Raw genomic sequence first — 14,602 nt, 5'->3', positions numbered from 1 at the left:
ACCAATGTTGACCGTCGTGGGCAATAGGCGATTCAACAGCGGGAGTAATAGTACAAATGGCGTCCAGGACCCGAGCTTCCGGTGTTTCCAGCGCACCGGTTGAGCATGACATTCTGTCCGGACGGAAACGGACCGCCTCCCTGGCTGCATTTCTTCTGTTGACGACAGCCCTGGTGCCCACCACGACCTTTGCCGGTGACGCCCTGCCGCAAGGAGGAAGTTTCACGCATGGCAACGGAACCATTACGCAAGGTGGTTCCCGGGTGGACGTGAAGCAGACGAGCGACGCCGGTATCGTGAACTGGGGCAGCTTTTCCATCGGCTCCGGCAATCAGGTTCATTTCGACAACGGCGCTGGTGCCACGCTCAATCGGGTCACGGGCAATGTGCCGAGCCGTATCGATGGCAGTCTCAGCGCGACGGGCAGCGTGTTTCTCGTCAATCCCGCCGGAGTTGCCGTTGGCAGTGGCGGGCTTGTGTCGACAGGTGGTTCGTTTGTCGCTTCGACGCAGGACGTTACCGACAGCGATTTTCTGAATGGCGGCGGTCTGACCTTTTCCGGCACGAGCGGCGCCGAAGTCGTAAATGCGGGCACTATCCGGTCTGCGCAGGGTGACATTGCACTGATTGCGCGCCGCGTTGAAAACAGTGGCACGCTTGAAGCGCCCAACGGCACCGCAGCCCTTGCTGCCGGCTACGAAGTCCTGATGAAAGACGTCGCCGATGCAGACGGCCTGTTGTCGGTCAAGCTTGGCGGAGCCGATACCGAAGCACTCAATTCAGGAACCATCGCGGCGGCCAACGCGGAAATCCGCGCGAATGGCGGCAATGTCTTTGCGCTGGCCGGAAACACGGATGGTGTCGTCAAGGCAACCGGTGTCAGCACTTCCGGTGGCCGGATCTTCCTGACGGCGGGCAATACGGGCAAGGTCCAGGTCAGTGGCAAGCTCAAGTCGCGCGAACCGGCGGAGAACGTTCCGGTGCCGGGTGCAAAGCCGGCGACCGAGGGTGGCACCATCACGGTGACGGGCGGAGAAATCACGATCACCGGTACGCTCGACGCCTCGGCGGACGAAAGCGGCGTCAAGGGTGGTGAAATCGTGGTGTTTGCCGAGGACACGGCAAGTGTTTCCGGATCGTTGAGCGCAAGGGGTGGCGTGGGCGGTGAAGGCGGCTTTGTCGAAACGTCTGCCCGAAACACGATCGATTTTACCGGCATCACGGTCGATACCTCGGCTGAGGGTGGTCAGACCGGTCTCTGGCTGATCGATCCGGTTGACCTGACGGTTGATGCGGCAGCGGCTGCAACGATCTCTTCCAACCTCGCCAGCAACAACGTCAGCCTTCAGACCACCAACTCGTCTGCAAGCGGTCCGGGCAACCAGAGTGCGGGCGATGGCAACATCACCATCAATTCCGGCATCAGCTGGACGAGCACAAATACTCTGACGCTCAACGCCTATAACGACATCGCGATCAATGCGGCCATTGACGGTCAGAACGGTGGGCTGACCCTGCTGGCTTACGGTAACAGCAAGACAGATTACGTCGGCACGATCTCGACGGGTGCGAGCGGCGCCATAGATGTTGGCTCGTTCAACCTCTCCAGGGGTGTCTGGGACCAGGTAGGTGGCAGCCTGCCTTCGTTTTCGGCAGGGTCCATGGCTATCACCGGACCCTCCACCTTCATTCGGGCGAAGGGCGGGGATGGCACCTACCTCAACCCCTACCAGCTTTTCGACGTTTATGGCCTTCAAGGGATCACGACCAATGACAGGCGTGGTGGCGGGTCCGGCGATATCAGCCTTTACTATGAGCTTGCGAACGATATCGACGCGTCGACGACATCATCTTGGAATAACGGTGCTGGCTTTGACCCTGTTTCCTTTTCCGGAAGTCTGGATGGCAAGGGACATACGATAGACGGCCTCTATATCAACCGGCCTTCCGAAAGCAATGTCGCACTCATAAGCTATTGGCAAGACAACTATTTCACTTCCGGACGTGACCTGGAGATAAAGGACCTTACACTCACGAACGCGTCTGTTACCGGCGACAACCAGACGGCAATTCTGGTCGGCGACACAGGTGGTGGGAACTATCACGGTCACAACATGTCGAATGTGACTGTCAGTGGTACCGTTCAGTCAAACTCCTGGGGCGCAGGCGTCGTGGCCAGGTATTACGGCAACATCGACCAGTCGATCATGACCAATGTTCATGCCGATGTTTCCGTCACGACGACGGATGGAGGCAGTGCTACCGGCGGTCTCGTCGCGATCATGGGTGAAGGGCTGACAATCTCGAATTCCAGCTCGACAGGATCGATAACCGGAGGGCAGGTCGGTGGTCTTGTCGGCACCGCAGACGACAACGACAACAGGATCGAAAATTCCTATTCGACGGCGACAGTCACCTCGTCAGGGAGCTTTCGGGAGGCTGGTGGACTGGTTGGGTACGCAGAAGATCTTACGATCTCGAACTCGTATTTTGCCGGCCAGGTGCTCGGCACAAACGGCGCCGCGGCGGGAGGGCTCATCGGTACGGCCGACAGGAACACGGTCATTGAAAACTCCTTTGTTACGGGTCTTGTAGAGGCTGAAGGGTATGCAGCCGCATTGGTCGCTGAAGTCTCCGACTCAAGCGTTTCAATAACCGACACGACCTGGGATACTGAAACGACCGGACAAACCGAGGTGATTGGTTACTCGAATTCCTATACCCCCACCGTGACCAACACGAGTGGCCTGACCACTTCCCAGATGCAGGGATCGCTGACGCTGGGCAGCTTTACCCTGGACAGCAGCATCTGGGGCACTGGCAGCGGACTTTTCCCTTATTTCAAGTGGGAGTATGCCGCCACACCCGAGGCGGTCTCAGGCATCGTCTACAGTGATGCGGGCACGACGGCCCAATCCGGGGCAAATGTCAGCGCGCTTTCCGGCGGCAATCTTGTCGGCAGTGCTGTGAGCGGGGCAAACGGGTATTATTACATCCTGACTACGGCCGGATCGCTCAATTCCGCCGGGGCACTGTCCTATCTGGACGGTGAAAGCACCAAAGCGGCGACTTTCGCCGACACAGTAACGTCGACCGGCGTCTCCGGAGCCGATATCTGGGGCAATGCCTTCAACGTCAATACCGGTGCGGCAGCCACGACGGACGTGGTCACCGCTCTGGACACGACCATCGGCGCGTTCAGCGACACCGATCTCGACTTCCTGTTGAACACGTCGGCGGTTGTGCGAACCGACCAGAATGGCAACAGTCTCGACTTCAATTTGAATGCGACATCCAACTTCAATCTCGACAACAATCTTTACGCCGGTGGCAACCTGACTGTTGCAACGAATGGCACATTTTCGGTCGGCGACAGCAACGCCATCCTGTGGGCCCATGACGGTGACCTGACAGTGAACGGCGATGTCGCGTGGTCTAACAGCAACCAGCTTTCTCTCTACGCCGACGCCAGCAACGCCTCCATCAAGATCAACGGCTCCGTCACCGCGGCGAATGGCAAGCTGCGTGTGGACCGGACGAGCAGCGCAACGAATGTCACTTCAACGGCGACGGGTGATATCCATGTCGACGATTTCCAGTCCGATACCGCCTGGCTGCAGGTCGGCAGCAGTTTGCCGGACTTTTATGCTCGGGATTTCGATATCCAGGGCGGTCATTTTGTGCGTGCGCTTGGTGGTGATGGATCGCAGGCCAACCCGTACCAGATCTTCGATGTCTACAGTCTTCAGGGCATACAGTCGGGTTCCGGAACCACACCGGTAAACTATGTGCTGACCCGGGATATCGACGCTTCGGGAACAGCGGCATGGAACGGTGGTTCCGGCTTTGCGTCGACAAGCCTTCGCGGCAATTTCGACGGTGGCGGCTATACGATCGACGGCCTGACCTCGACAGGTAACTTCAACACGATCGGGTTGTTTGGCGTCGTTAGAGCCGATGGTCAGGATGTCTCCATTCATGATCTCAAACTGACGAACGTCAACATCGCGGGAGGGGTCGGTGTTGGCGGGCTGATCGGCAATGCCGTTGGTGGCAAGGTCTCGGTATCGGATGTTTCGGTTGGCGGCACGGTGACAGGTGCAGGTAATGTCGGCGGCGTTGCCGGACGAATGGCGTCGGAGTATTCCGTTACCGACACACATTCCTCGGCGGATGTCACCACCACGGCCTATGCTGCGGGTGGCCTTATCGGTGACGGCCAGACTTCTGATGCATCGCAGGTTACCCGTTCGTCCGCTTCCGGCAACGTCAGTGGCCGTTATGACATCGGTGGACTGATAGGCCGGGCGTCGAATGTTGACGTTTCCAGATCTCATGCCAGCGGAACTGTCACGCTCCTTGCCGATAACACGGGTGGTACCACCACACCATATGGCGCAGGCGGCCTCATCGGCTACATTGGTTCGGGTTCGGTCGATCTCTCCTATGCGACCGGAACGGTGCAGAGTTCCGACAGCATCGCGACGCGTCTCGGTGGGCTGGTTGCCCACTCCCTCGGAGCGCCAATCACAAGGTCCTTTGCGACTGGCGAGGTGATCCACACCGGCAGCATGGCCGGCGGACTCGTTGGCCTGACGGCCAGCAGCATTTCCGACAGCTACGCCACCGGGGACGTGTCTGGTGCCAATGAGATCGGCGGCCTTGTCGGGCGGATGCTTGACGGGTCGTCCGTTACCCGTTCCTACGCAACCGGTGCCGTCTCCGCGAGTTTGAATGGCGGCGGCCTGGTCGGCGCAATGGACGCAGGTACGATCACGCTCACCAACAGTGTCTGGGATACACAGACTGCCGGGCTGAACAATGCAGTCGGCAATCAGCTCGGCGGTTCGGTCACCAATGTTTCCGGGGTGACCAGCAGTGCCATGCAGCAGCTCGACACGTTCGTTTCAGCCGGTTTTGGAATTGACGACCAGGGCGGCACGGCGAACACCTGGCGCATTTACGAGGGGCAGACAACCCCGCTCCTGCGAGGCTTCCTGACCGCGATCACGGTGACGGGTGACGACAAGTCAAAAGTATATGACGGAACGGTCTATTCCGGCGGGTTCACCTACGTTCTGTCGTCTGCGGGGGCAAGCCTCCTCGGAAGTTTCGATGGCGGTGCCGCTGCCACAGCGACCGCGGCCGGAAGTTATGCCATTGGTAACAGCTTCTATTCGCATCAGTTCGGCTACGACATTGTCAGCGTCGATGGCACGTTGACGATCACAAGTCCCGCCGAAACGTCTGGTTCTTCCGGCAGCGGGCAGTCCTCCACCGATCCACGCCAACAGGTGCTGGAGCGTAACCGGCTCCGGACACCGGATGCCGACGAGGCACTGGAAGACAACCCGTCAGCCTGTGAGCCGGGCGTGGTCGGCGGCGAAGGTGCCGTTCACCCCTGCAACCGTTCGTTCGGAAGCTGGCTTAGCGCGGCGGCAGAGTAGTCCGGCATGACAAGACATACGATAACTGCGGTCCTGGTGGCCGGTCTTGCGCTCGTTTCCGAAGGTTCATTCGCCCAGCAGGCTCTTGAGAGAAACCTGCCTGCTGCCGAACCCGGAGAGCCGGTCTCGCTGGACGTCGCCCCCCAGGACTTCGGTGCCACCGACAGGTCACCACTCGGCGTTGACCTGGCCGGCGTTTATCTGATCGGTCAGTCCGACGATGTGGCTGACCGTGCCCCCCGGGGTATCGGCGGTCCGGCGGCGGCGTTCGATCAGGCCGCGCTGCGTGGGGCACTGTCCGAATATCTCGGCCAACCGCTTTCTCTTGCCTTGGCAGGGGACATTCAGGCCGCCGTCGCCCGCGTCTACAAGAACGCAGGCTATCCGTTCGTATCCGTCACCCTGCCGCCGCAGGAAATCACGGGCGGGGTGTTGCAGGTCAGGGTGATCGAATTCAGGTCGGGCAACGTGACGGTTCAGGGGCTCAACGAGCGCGATGCCGACGAGATCCGGGCGCACCTCAGGATCAACCCCGGAGCGCGCATCGACGCGCGGGCGCTGGAAGAGGATCTCGGCTGGTTGAACCGCTCCCCCTACAGGCGGGCGGGTGGGGTCTTTCGCCCGGGAGAGGATGCTGCGCTCAGCGACCTCGAAGTCACGATCGATGAAGGCAGGCCCTGGCAGGTGTTTGCGGGGTGGTCCAATTCCGGATCGCAGGACACAGGACGCGACCGGTATTTTCTCGGTGGCAATGTGCGACTGCCCTTTCCAGGCGGCTCCTGGTTTTCCTACCAGATGACAGCCAGTGACGACATCTGGAGCGATCCGGGAATTGTCATTCCGCGTGAGGGTGACTACCCGTCCTATGTGTCCCACGCAGGCAGGCTCACCTTTCCGGCATGGGCGCGGCAAAGTCTGGAAATCGCGCCTGCGCTGGTGGCGTCGCGCGAAACGTCGAACCGTTTTTTCGCGTTCGAAAACACCACCTATGAACTGCCGATTATTTACAGATCAGCGATTTCCAACCTTTTGCCGGGACACTACTGGGGCGATATCTACAGCGGCGTCGAGCTGAAGCGCCTGGAACGGACGACTTTCTTCAACGGAGTTGCAGTTGCCGGCGGAGCTGCGGATCTTTTCCAGATGGTGCTCGGCTGGAGTAACACGTTCGACGACCGCTTTGGCCGAACCGCGCTGGATCTCAGGGTCAAAGCCAATCCGGGAGGGGTCTTGCAGGGCAATGCCGCGACCACCTGGCAGACCTTTACCAACGGCCGCGTCCAGTCGGTCGACTATGCCTATCTGGCAGCGGACATCAGCCGGGCAACCTCCCTTCCTCACAGGTTCTTCTGGGTTAGCGCGCTTTCCGGCACGCTTGCCGGGCAGGTGCTGCCGGACACGGAGCGGATCTCGCTGGGCGGACGATATGCGGTGCGTGGATACAATTACGACGATGCCAGCGTCGACAGCGGCGTCATCTGGCGGAATGAATTGCGTCTGCCGTCGGTCTCGCCGCTTGCCGGCAATCTGCCTGAAAGCTGGCCGCAAGCACTGGCAAACGACAATCTGTCGGCCTATCTCTTCGCCGATATAGGTTTCGGGATCGATCATGCCACAAACGACAGTGCGACGCTGTCCGGTGTTGGTGCCGGGTTCGACTATGCTCTCGGAGACAATCTGACGGCAAACCTCATCGCGGGTGTTGCTTTGCGCGATGCGGGGGAAACGGAAGCCGGAGACCTGAACCTGCAGGCCTCGATCACGGCGCGCTTCTGAAGTGCCCTCATGAGGCCAGGGTGCTTGCCGGTTCGAATTGCGCTTTGGCAGCTTCCCCGGCGATCCATTTCAGGTAACGGCCGTAGGTCGTGGCTGAAATCTCGCTTGCCAGCGCTTCGAGATCGTCTCGCGTTATCCAGCCCTGGTAAAAGGCGACTTCTTCAGGACAGGCAATCTTGAGACGCTGGCGCGATTCGAGTGTCTGGATGAAGCAGGCTGCTTCCAGCAGCGATTCAGGCGTTCCCGCGTCCAGCCAGGCATAGCCTCTGCCCAGCATCTGGACGTTCAGATCGCCGCTTTCCAGATAGGCCCTGTTGACGTCCGTGATCTCGAGTTCACCGCGCGCGGACGGGGTGAGAGACCTTGCGATGTCGACAACCCTGGCGTCGTAGAAATAGAGACCGGTCACCGCCCAGTCAGACTGCGGCATCGCCGGTTTTTCGACGATGGAGCTCGCCTTGCCCATGGTGTCGAACCCGACAACGCCGTAGCGCTCGGGATCATGAACCTGATAGGCGAAGATGGTTGCACCGGTTTCGATCCGCCGCGCTGCCAGCATCTTTTCCGACAGGCCGGTGCCGTGAAAGATGTTGTCTCCCAGGATGAGCGCCGACGGCTGCCCACCCAGGAACTCTTCCGCGATCAGGAACGCCTGGGCGATACCTGCCGGGTGTTTCTGAACCGCGAAGGTCAGCTCGAGGCCCCAACGGCGACCGTTGCCGAGCACACGCTGGAAAGCGGCCAGATCGCGCGGCGTACAGATGATCAGGATTTCCCGAATGCCCGCTAGCATCAGCGTGGTCAAAGGGTAATAGATCATCGGTTTGTCGTAAACGGGCAGAAGCTGCTTCGAGCTTGCCAGGGTCATGGGAAACAGGCGGGACCCGGCGCCGCCGGCAAGAACAATGCCCTTCATGCCCGGTTCCATTCGCTAAATGGAGTGTGTTTTCCAGCGACCGGCCCAAGACCGGATTGAGGCTGCATCGGATGGCGCGCCAACCTTGTGAGCAGTGCCTGCAGGCGCAGGATGCAGCTCGACAATTCGTACCTTGAAACGACAGTCTGGCGGGCCGCCCGGCGCATGGCCTGCCGGTCCGAAGGAGTGTGCAACGCCGAGCAAACTTCGGAGGCGATTGTCTCCGTATCCCAGAAATCGACAAGCCTGCCGTTGACCCCGTCCCGGACCACTTCCTGAACCGGAGCGGTTTTCGAGGCGATGATCGGTGCCTCGCATGCCATGGCTTCCAGAAACGACCAGGACAGGACAAACGGGTAGGTCAGATAGACATGGGCCGCCGACACCTGAAACAGGTGCAGGAGGTCCTTGTGCGGAATCTGACCCAGAAAATGGATCCTGTCCGGCGGCAAGCCGGTTTCCTGAAGAAGCCGGCTGCGCCAGTTGTCTCCCTGAGACGGTGCCTGTCCGTAGCTGACACCGTCGCCGCCGGCCACGACGAACCTGGCGTCCGGATTTTCGCGGGCAACGAGGACGGCGGCGCGCATGAACTGCGGAAACCCGCGGTAGGGTTCCAGATCCCGCGCGGCAAAGGTGACCACCGGATCGCCCGCGCTCAGGTGCCTGCCGTCCGGCAGGCGAAAACCCGCCATTGCATCGGGACGGGCGCGGGTGGTGTCGATGCCTTCGTGCTGAACGAGGATCTTCGACCGGTATTCGGCAGGGTAGCGGCTTTTCTGCCAGGTGGTCGGGCTGATGCCGGCGTCGAGCTGGTCCAGAGTGGAGAGCTGAATGGCGTTGCGCAGCCTCATCGTCTGGCGCTGCTGCAGCGTTACCGTTTCGGAGGGTGCAAAGCCGGCGTCACCCCCCTGGGGCTGGAAGTAATATTCGCAAAATCCGACCGCCGGAACATCCGGCAGGGCGTCCTTGACGAACATCATGCCGCCCCAACCGATATGACCCATAACGATGTCGGGCTTGCGCCCGTTCAGATTCAGCTTGTGCAGGATGTCGGCAACCTTGCGGCCAGCCTCGATGTAAGGCACCGAGGAACGACCGGCTGAGTTGCCTGCGCTGCCAGCCTGCCGGGTGTGACCGGCATAGCGAAGCACACGCAGGCCCGGCACCGGCCGGTCCATGGTTTCGCAGATCAGCGTTGCGGTCCAGCCGTCGGCGATCAGACGCCGCGCAAGATGAACGAACTGCCCGGGACCATGCCGGTGCACGAACACGATATGCATGAGCCAAACCTTTGATCAGAAACGGGTGCCGTCCAGACGCAAGGGGGATTGTTGAAGGTCCGTTGCCCACAGAACCTCCAGCTTGCGCAACAGTGCGAATGTGTCCTCGAGAGCCTTCAGGTCCTTCTCGGAACGCACGATCTGGTCATGGTTAACCTCATCGGCAGCCTTGATGGCCCTGCACAGCATTTTCCCCTTTTCCGTCAGGCGGATGCGTGCAGAACGCCGGTCTCGTGCAGAAGCTGTCCGGTCGACATAGCCGGACTGAACCAGTTGTTTGAGGCTGTAAGACGCATTCGAGCCAAGGTAATGCCCGCGATCCATCAGGTCCCGCACGGAGAGGTCGTCGTCGCCGATGGTGAAGAGCAGCATGGCATGGGCGGGGGAAATGTCGTCCGCGCCAATGCGAATCAGATCGACTCGCAGGCGGTCCAGATAGCGCCGATACATCCGTTCGATAACTCTCACGAGTTCGAAATGGTTCGCCTGCGTGGCCTGGGGCGAGGTTCGGTCTCTTTCCCCGTATCCCGAATGACTGATGGTGTCCTCAACCAGAGGTTTAGTTTGCGTAACGTGCCCATTCATGTCCCTCGTTGCGTCTTCTAAGACTTTGTGCATTTGCCCCAAACTCCCACCTATATTCGAACTAAATTCGAAATAATTTCATCGCTATTCTGCTCCCTGTCTATGCACTCTGATGAGTTTATTAGTTTTGTTTTTTCATTTCTTCTCTATGCCAATCGATTGCCACAATTAAAGGCACTAGATACCCCAACTTAGTCTATATGCTTTCGTCATTCCTATGGAAAAGATGTGTCGTTTTCTGGGCAAACGCTCTTTTTTTCGCACTTGCGAACACACCTATCGGTTGAGGATTCGGAGAATCTTGAATGGTTGAAAAGACAAAGCCGGACGCAATCGATCCGTTCCGTCTCATCAGAGAGGCTCGTGTCACCTTTGCAACCGGTCTCGCCGCAGCTGCGCTTCTGAGCGGGTTTATCACCCTGCTGCAGATGATCGTGCCGCTGTTCATGCTGCAGGTTCATGACAGGGTTCTGAACAGCCAGAGCCTCGATACCCTGACGATGCTGCTGATCATCGCCTGTGGCGGACTGATGCTTTTTGCGATTCTGGAATTCATCCGCAGCCAGATCTTTCAGGTCATGGGCAGCGAACTGGTTCGGCGTCTCAATCTGACTGCGATCGAGGCCGGCGTGAAATCTTCGCTGGAAAAGGGAGGTGGCATGGCCTCTGAAGTGCTGCGGGACCTGAACGATCTGCGCACCTTCATCACCAGCAACGCCATCAGCGCTCCGCTTGAGGCCATGTGGGTGCCGCTGTTCCTGATTGTCCTGTTTGCCCTGCATCCGCTTTACGGACTTCTGGCGGTCGTTTCCGCGGTCACGCTGATCGGCCTCAACCTTCTGTCCGATATGCTGACGCGGTCCTTGCTGAAAGAGGCCAGCACCGCCAACCTTCAGAATGTCGCCACGATTGCCTCCACGCTTCGTCACGCGGAGACAATCGAGGCAATGGGATTGATGCCCGCGCTGACGCGTCGTTGGCGCAAGGGGCAACTGCACGCCACGGAGCTGATGGCCATGGGCAGCCGGCGTGGCAAGGCAATTCACGCGATGACGCGAAGCCTTCGGTTCGGCATGCAGATTGCGGTTCTGGCGCTTGGTGCCGACCTCGTCATCAAGGGCGAGGTGACTGCCGGCACGATGATTGCCGCCAGCATCCTGATGGGACGTCTGCTGACCCCTTTCGATAATCTGACCGAGAATTGGCGCCAGTGGGTGTTTGCATCGACTGCCTGGGGTCGGGTGCGCGAAGTCCTGGAAAACCATTCCTCGCTCCGTCAGACGGTGCCGACCCCGCCCAGCCAGGGATCGCTCAAGATCGACAAGCTGGTCTACGCGCCGCCCAATGCGCCGGTTCCGGTGATCAAGGGTATCTCGTTTACACTCGAACCCGGAGACGTTCTGGGTATTGTCGGTCCCTCGGCGGCCGGAAAATCAACCCTGGCCCGGCTGCTTGTAGGCGTTCTTCAGCCCACCACCGGCGGTGTCTTCCTGGACGGGCATAACGTCTATCTGTGGGAGCGGGCGTCCTTCGGGGCCATGGTCGGGTACCTGCCGCAATCGGTATCGCTTCTGGATGGAACGGTCCGGGACAACATCTCGCGCATGTATGACGCCGAACCGCAGATGGTGATCGACGCGGCGCGCGCCGCCGGTGTTCACGAGATGGTCGGCCGGATGCCGCTCGGATACGACACGCCGGTCGGCGACAACCGTTACACCCTGTCGGGCGGTCAGAAACAACGTGTTGCTCTTGCGCGCGCCTTGTTCGGGCGACCGCGTCTTCTGGTGCTTGATGAACCCAATGCCAACCTGGATACGGAAGGGGAAGTTGCCTTGCTGCGGGCCATTTCGCAGGCGAAGGCGGACGATGCCATCGTCATCGTCATCGCGCATCGTCCAGCGATCATGGAAGCAGCCGACAAGATCCTGGTGCTGGAAGATGGCCGGATCGGCCAGTTCGGCGACCGCACGGATGTCGTCAGCAGCATTTCAAGACGCCTGCCGGCTCCGGCCGCACGTCGCGCCTTGCCCAGCAGTGGAGAAGTGGCATGACGGATCATTCGCAGCGGGAACACCCGCCGACAGCCTCGCCCTCCGCAGCAGCGTCCGAAACCGGGCAGGCCTATTGGATGGCTGCGCTGAAAGGGGATGATGCGAGCCCGCCAAGCTTGCGCAAACCACTGCTTGCGGCTGTGCTGGCCGTGTCGATCGGCTTCGGCGGCTTCCTGCTCTGGGGCTTTACCGCCGATCTCGACAGTGCCGCCGTTGCTACCGGAAAGGTCATCGTTGACAGCAAACGCAAGACCATCAGCCACCTGGAAGGCGGCATCCTGCGCCGCTTGCTTGTTCAGGAGGGCGATTTTGTCGACGCCGGCCAGCCACTGGTGGAGCTGGACGACACACGGGCACGGGCCGAACTGGCGCAGCTCCACGGCAAACGCACCAGCCTTCTGGCCCGGCTTGCCCGTCTGAGGGCCGAGCGGGACCAGGCCGAGGAGATCGTTTTCCCGGACGAGCTAAAGAACAGCGATGCACCCCTGATTGCCGAAGTGGTCGCAGCCGAAAAGGGTGTCTTCGAAAAGCGCCGCCAGGTCTACCGCGGCAAGATCGCCTTTCAGCAGAAGGAGATCGAGCAATATGCCGCCCAGATCGAGGCCAATCAGGCCCAGATCGAGGCCACGAACCACCGGCGGACGCTGCTTGAGGAGCGCGTCGATGCGCTTAGCGGCCTGGAGAAGAAGGGGTTCACCTCGAAAGCCATGCTCAGCGAAGTTCAACTGGGGCTGAGCGAGATGATCGGGGACGGCGGTGAACTGGCGGCCCAGAAAGCGCGTGCGGAAAAGGCGCGGCAGGGAGCAGAGGTGGCACTGCTGCAGGCCGAGCAGGAATGGCAAAGCGACATTGCCGGAAAGATCCTCGAGGCTCAGCTCGAATTGAACGTTACCAACGAACAGATCATCTCGTCGAAGGATGTGCTCGATCGGCTGGTCGTTCATTCTCCCCAGGCCGGTATTGTCTCCAACATCGAAATGCGCACGCCCGGTGGCGTGGTCGAGCCCGGCAAGGCGATCATGGATATCGTGCCACGGGACGAAAAGATGCTTGTCGAGGTTCGAATGAACCTCAACGACATCGATACGGTCCATGTCGGTTCGGAGGCGCGCATCAGGCTGACAGCCTACGATCGGCAGAACACCAGTCCGCTGGACGGGGAGGTCACCTATGTCGCGGCTGACCAGACAGTCGATCCGCAGACGCAGGCTGCCTATTACATCGTGCGGGCGCAGGTCCGCTCCGGTGAGCTCGACGGCAAGCCTGCCTTGACCCTCTATCCGGGCATGCCGGCCGAAGTCCTGATCATCAGGCGCGCCCGCAAGGCGATGGAGTATCTGCTCGAGCCGATCACCGAGAGCCTCGACAGGGCCTTCAGGGAAGACTGACGCCTGATTTTTTGAACCTGGCAAAATTTTTTTGAGGCGGGCGGCGGTTACCGCCCGCTGTCGGATCGTGGGTAACCGGTCCTGTTACGAGCATGTCTGTACTCTTGGTGCGACGCAAAAAATACACCTTTAACGCGAATGATGCGTTGCAAAACTACCATATAGTTTGTCCCCGGGGCATTCCGGTTGAGTGCTGTTTCTGTACGCAGTGCGGGCGGTTTCAAGCGTCTGAAAAGATGCGAGAAATAGATTTCAATCTATAGGGGATCGCACGGTTTCATCGAGTTTGTTTCGAAATTCGAAATAAAATAGAAGTAAAGGAGGTTCATTTTAGAACTACTATTCAACAGAAAGTAGAATTAGTTTATGTCATTCAAAATATTGCCTTATTTTTTTCACTATTCGTCCCTTTGAAGAGATTAGTAATTGTGTATTGTACTTCTTGCGCTGCAAAAATACGGGGTTTGTGCAGTGCGGTGTGCCGCGGTTCGCGGGGCGTCATTTTAACGAGGCGAACTTCAGGAGTTAGCTACATGGCCACGATTGAAGGCAGTGCTTTCCAGGATTTCCTGCAAGGTACCAATGCCCAGGATTTTATATTCGGACTGGGCTCATCGGATGTTCTGCTCGGCAATGAAGGGGACGACTTCCTCTTCGGCGGCCGCGGCGGCGATCTGATCGTCGGCGGAGAGGGTGCCGACAAGATTTTCGGGCAGGGTGGCGAAGACGTCATTCTGGGCGGTGAAGGCAGCGATACCATCTTCGGCGGAGCAGGATCCGACTACATCGAAGGCGGCGCTGGCGGCGACATCATTTTCGGCGGCGAAGGCACCGATATCATTGACGGCGGTGCCGGCAACGATCTGATGTTTGGCGGCGGCGACCACGATGTCTTCGTGTTCACCGGCGGTGGCGGCAACGACATCGTCATGGACTTCCAGGTCGGTGACCTGGTGCAGATCTCCACGAACATCAACGAAACCGGTGTGTCCTCCGCCGCCGATGTCGCCGCACGGGCGACCCAGGTCGGCAACAACACCGTCATCGATCTCGGCAACGGCGATACCGTCACGCTCAACAACGTCGATGCCGACGATCTTCAGGACAATCCCGACGGCTACATCGTCGTTTCCTGATGATCCCGCATCCGGGCACA

The 14,602-nt window shown here is 59.6% G+C and carries 8 protein-coding genes; 5 read left to right on the top strand and 3 right to left on the bottom strand.

Features of this window, described 5'->3' with window-relative positions; genetic code table 11:
- Positions 1-56 precede the first annotated feature (56 nt).
- Both ACYQ54_RS06995 and ACYQ54_RS06990 read left to right on the top strand, forming a co-directional pair.
- Positions 57-5,447: a beta strand repeat-containing protein gene (locus tag ACYQ54_RS06995; RefSeq protein WP_460080597.1), complete on the top strand. Its 5,391-nt coding sequence runs from the start codon at positions 57-59 to the stop codon at positions 5,445-5,447.
- A gap of 6 nt (positions 5,448-5,453) precedes the next feature.
- A complete protein-coding gene (locus ACYQ54_RS06990) occupies positions 5,454-7,223 on the top strand; it encodes a ShlB/FhaC/HecB family hemolysin secretion/activation protein (protein WP_460080595.1) in 1,770 nt (589 codons plus the stop codon).
- Between the two features lie 7 nt (positions 7,224-7,230).
- Here ACYQ54_RS06990 and rfbA read toward each other — a convergent pair whose 3' ends face one another.
- The 3 genes from rfbA to ACYQ54_RS06975 are packed head-to-tail and all read right to left on the bottom strand — an operon-like array spanning position 7,231 to position 10,037.
- Complete coding sequence (rfbA, locus tag ACYQ54_RS06985) at positions 7,231-8,139, bottom strand: glucose-1-phosphate thymidylyltransferase RfbA (protein WP_460080592.1); 909 nt, start codon at positions 8,137-8,139, stop codon at positions 7,231-7,233.
- Entirely contained in the window at positions 8,136-9,419 is a 1,284-nt protein-coding gene (locus tag ACYQ54_RS06980) for a glycosyltransferase (RefSeq protein WP_460080591.1), read from the bottom strand. Before ACYQ54_RS06980 ends, rfbA begins: the two co-directional genes overlap by 4 nt.
- Positions 9,420-9,434: 15 nt before the next feature.
- Positions 9,435-10,037 carry a MarR family winged helix-turn-helix transcriptional regulator gene (locus ACYQ54_RS06975; protein WP_460080589.1) on the bottom strand — a complete coding sequence of 201 codons (603 nt, stop codon included), beginning with the start codon at positions 10,035-10,037 and terminating at the stop codon, positions 9,435-9,437.
- A gap of 272 nt (positions 10,038-10,309) precedes the next feature.
- On the opposite strand from ACYQ54_RS06975, the gene ACYQ54_RS06970 reads away from it, so the two are divergent.
- The 3 genes from ACYQ54_RS06970 to ACYQ54_RS06960 all read left to right on the top strand — a co-directional run bounded on the left by ACYQ54_RS06970 (position 10,310) and on the right by ACYQ54_RS06960 (position 14,582).
- Positions 10,310-12,058 carry a type I secretion system permease/ATPase gene (locus ACYQ54_RS06970; protein ID WP_460080588.1) on the top strand — a complete coding sequence of 583 codons (1,749 nt, stop codon included), beginning with the start codon at positions 10,310-10,312 and terminating at the stop codon, positions 12,056-12,058.
- Positions 12,055-13,446: an HlyD family type I secretion periplasmic adaptor subunit gene (locus tag ACYQ54_RS06965; protein ID WP_460080587.1), complete on the top strand. Its 1,392-nt coding sequence runs from the start codon at positions 12,055-12,057 to the stop codon at positions 13,444-13,446. The genes ACYQ54_RS06970 and ACYQ54_RS06965 overlap by 4 nt, the downstream gene beginning before the upstream one ends.
- A gap of 533 nt (positions 13,447-13,979) precedes the next feature.
- Positions 13,980-14,582, top strand: a complete 603-nt coding sequence (locus tag ACYQ54_RS06960; RefSeq protein WP_460080586.1) for a calcium-binding protein — start codon at positions 13,980-13,982, stop codon at positions 14,580-14,582.
- Positions 14,583-14,602: the final 20 nt, after the last annotated feature.

This window comes from Roseibium sp. LAB1 (assembly GCF_054658235.1).
This window is presented reverse-complemented; position numbering and strand designations above follow the sequence as displayed.

What these genes read in the sequence shown, in the direction of transcription:
- ACYQ54_RS06995 (WP_460080597.1), top strand. Translation starts at nt 57, where the DNA reads ATGGCGTCCAGGACCCGAGCTTCCGGTGTTTCCAGCGCACCGGTTGAG.
- ACYQ54_RS06990 (WP_460080595.1), top strand. Translation starts at nt 5,454, where the DNA reads ATGACAAGACATACGATAACTGCGGTCCTGGTGGCCGGTCTTGCGCTC.
- rfbA (WP_460080592.1), bottom strand. Translation starts at nt 8,139, where the DNA reads ATGAAGGGCATTGTTCTTGCCGGCGGCGCCGGGTCCCGCCTGTTTCCC.
- ACYQ54_RS06980 (WP_460080591.1), bottom strand. Translation starts at nt 9,419, where the DNA reads ATGCATATCGTGTTCGTGCACCGGCATGGTCCCGGGCAGTTCGTTCAT.
- ACYQ54_RS06975 (WP_460080589.1), bottom strand. Translation starts at nt 10,037, where the DNA reads ATGCACAAAGTCTTAGAAGACGCAACGAGGGACATGAATGGGCACGTT.
- ACYQ54_RS06970 (WP_460080588.1), top strand. Translation starts at nt 10,310, where the DNA reads ATGGTTGAAAAGACAAAGCCGGACGCAATCGATCCGTTCCGTCTCATC.
- ACYQ54_RS06965 (WP_460080587.1), top strand. Translation starts at nt 12,055, where the DNA reads ATGACGGATCATTCGCAGCGGGAACACCCGCCGACAGCCTCGCCCTCC.
- ACYQ54_RS06960 (WP_460080586.1), top strand. Translation starts at nt 13,980, where the DNA reads ATGGCCACGATTGAAGGCAGTGCTTTCCAGGATTTCCTGCAAGGTACC.